Source organism: Bacillus sp. JJ1521 (assembly GCF_036965165.1).
Taxonomy (GTDB): Bacteria; Bacillota; Bacilli; order Bacillales; family Bacillaceae_L; genus Ferdinandcohnia.
This window is the reverse complement of record NZ_JBALOX010000001.1, coordinates 49,022-51,650: the sequence shown is the minus strand read 5'-3', so window position 1 is coordinate 51,650 and position 2,629 is coordinate 49,022. Positions and strand designations below refer to the sequence as shown.

The window sequence follows — 2,629 nt, the reverse complement described above, 5'->3', positions numbered from 1 at the left end:
GGCGTTCTTAGTCTTTGAACTCACCGCCCGAAAAATTACCTTTGAAAAATCGTGGCATCCGCCGGAGGCTTTAACTTTTTTTACTAGAAGTATTGGACTTCAACTAAATAAGTTTAAACTGCCAACCATAAGGATACGGCTTTTTTCACAAAATGCAAACCAAAAAGCCTCAGAAATCCTGTGACAGTATTATGACACTATCTTCAATTTCCCCAACAACCTGACAAATTACTCACACTCGTTTGTGTTCACAAAATTGTCTAGGGTTTATTCACTTTTCTATAGGGGAAACTGTGATATAGTAGTGGTTGAATACATAACTTTATTCAGCATGAACCTACTTTAAAATTAAGGTGAACGCAAAATGGTATGAATAAAACAATAGATACACCAACCATGGCTGAATAAAGTTTAGCCTCCGGCGGATGCCACAGATTTTTAAAGGAATCTTTTCGAGCCAAGCTCGAAAAAATCTGGGCGCAAATACGCCAAGGCGCATCTGATTATAAGAAAAATACAAGGAGTGATAGCAATGGCTGAAGCAGCACAAACACTTGATGGCTGGTATGTTCTTCATGATTTTCGCTCAATCGACTGGACATCTTGGAAAACACTTTCTAGTGACGAGCGCCAAGCAGCAATCGAAGAATTTCTTGGCTTAGTAGAGAAATGGAATAAAACACAAAGTGAAAACCAAGGAAGTCATGCATTATACACAATCGTTGGTCAAAAGGCTGATTTCATGATGATGACCCTTCGCCCAACGATGGAAGAACTCAATGAAATCGAAACTGAATTTAATAAAACAACACTAGCTGAATATACAATTCCTACATACTCATATGTGTCTGTTGTTGAATTAAGTAACTATTTGGCAGGAGAAAGCAATGAAGATCCGTATCAAAATCCTTATGTACGTGGACGCTTATACCCAATCCTTCCGAAAAACAACTATGTGTGCTTCTATCCAATGGATAAGCGCCGTGATGGCAATGATAACTGGTACATGCTTTCAATGGAAGAGCGTAAAGAACTTATGCGTAGCCATGGTCTGATTGGCCGCCAATATGCTGGAATCGTTAAACAAATCATTTCAGGCTCTGTCGGCTTTGATGATTACGAGTGGGGCGTAACTCTATTCTCGGACGATGTCCTTCAATTCAAAAAGCTCGTATATGAAATGCGCTTTGACGAAGCAAGTGCACGCTATGGTGAATTTGGAGCCTTCTTTGTAGGAAACATTTTAACCGAAGAAAAAGTACCACAATTTTTACACATAAACTAATTAAAAAGAGAGGGCTGCCTCTCTTTTTTTTTCATCCATATTCATAATCCTTTTTCCTCAATCATACAATTCAATGATGAATCCACAAAATATATCCACCAGAGTCTAATGAAAAGTCCCAAAAAATAATCAAAAAGTAGGAACCCATTTTTCACCTCATCAATAAGTTGGTAATGAGATTTTTTCATGATCATTGTCTTCTTTGTAAGTGAGGTGAAAAGATGGCGGTAGTTGCGCACACGGAGGAAGATGTAAAGCTATTAGCAAGGCTGTTACGGGCTGAGGCTGAGGGTGAAGGAAAGCAAGGCATGCTGTTAGTAGGGAATGTTGGGGTAAACCGGGCGAGATCTCGTTGTTTGGACTTTAAAGATATTACCTCGATTCGAAAAATGGTCTTTCAAAGTCCCGGGGGCTTTGAAGCAACTCAAAAGGGCTATTTTTACCAAGCCGCTCGACCAATTGAAATTGCACTTGCTCGAAGGGTACTAAAAGGTGAAAGGTTTCATCCAGCTAGGTTTTCTTTGTGGTTTTTTGAACCTTCAGGAAACTGTCCGGCACAATGGTTTAACCAGTGGAACGTAGGAAGGTTTAAAGCACACTGCTTCTACCAACCTACACAGGAGGATTGCCCAGGTGTATATTAAGGCAATTCACTTTTAGAGAGATAAGTATAAAACAATCTGAGGAGGGCTTACATTGAGTAAAGACAATCAACAAACGCAAAATCCATATGCAGCGTATGGGTATATCCCTCAAAACTTTGGCCAGTTTGATGGCTATATGGATCCTAGGCAATTCGGTGGATATACCTTTCCGTCTCAACAGCAACAAGGAGGCTTTCAGGTACCACAAATGCCATCACAATTTCCTACCGGTGGAGTAGCATCAAATGTACCGGGTATGCTTCCACTTGAAGAATCCTATATCGAAAACATTCTTCGCCTGAACAAAGGTAAGCTTGCGACAGTATACATGGGCTTTGATAACACAAACGAGGCAAAGGTATTCAAAGGGCTTATCGAAGCTGCTGGTCGTGATCACCTTATTTTAAGTGACCCACAGTCAGGCAGACGCTACCTGTTATTAATGGTTTACCTACAATACATTACATTTGACGAAGAAATCGAATATCAATACCCATTTGGTGGCGGTGGCCAAGGCTTAGTCAATTACCCACCACGCTAAAATAGAAAGGAGTGTCTGCCGACGCTCCTTTTTCGATTAGTGTTGTCTAGTTTCAGGCGCCATCGGCTCTATGGTCTAAGCTAATCGCTTACGAAGGTAAAAAGCACCTTCTGTCAGCGCTTATCTTATGCTTGACTTGCAAAGGAAGTGCTGACATCG

The 2,629-nt window shown here is 40.7% G+C and carries 4 protein-coding genes; all 4 read left to right on the top strand.

The window, feature by feature from the left end; translation table 11 throughout:
* Window positions 1–184 (top strand): hypothetical protein (locus tag V7147_RS00250; RefSeq protein WP_335365856.1); only part of this gene is annotated, 184 nt, incomplete at its 5' end.
* A 348-nt stretch (window positions 185–532) separates the two neighbouring features.
* The gene (gene hemQ, locus V7147_RS00245) at window positions 533–1,285 is read left to right on the top strand and encodes a hydrogen peroxide-dependent heme synthase (protein ID WP_335365855.1); all 753 of its coding nucleotides are present in this window, start codon (window positions 533–535) and stop codon (window positions 1,283–1,285) included.
* Between the two features lie 221 nt (window positions 1,286–1,506).
* Complete coding sequence (locus tag V7147_RS00240) at window positions 1,507–1,929, top strand: cell wall hydrolase (RefSeq protein ID WP_335365854.1); 423 nt, start codon at window positions 1,507–1,509, stop codon at window positions 1,927–1,929.
* Window positions 1,930–1,981: 52 nt separating this feature from the next.
* The gene (gene gerQ, locus V7147_RS00235) at window positions 1,982–2,470 is read left to right on the top strand and encodes a spore coat protein GerQ (protein ID WP_335365853.1); all 489 of its coding nucleotides are present in this window, start codon (window positions 1,982–1,984) and stop codon (window positions 2,468–2,470) included.
* The last annotated feature ends 159 nt before the right edge of the window (window positions 2,471–2,629 follow it).

Coding starts and splice junctions, on each gene's coding strand:
- hemQ (WP_335365855.1), top strand. CDS start 533: ATGGCTGAAGCAGCACAAACACTTGATGGCTGGTATGTTCTTCATGAT.
- V7147_RS00240 (WP_335365854.1), top strand. CDS start 1,507: ATGGCGGTAGTTGCGCACACGGAGGAAGATGTAAAGCTATTAGCAAGG.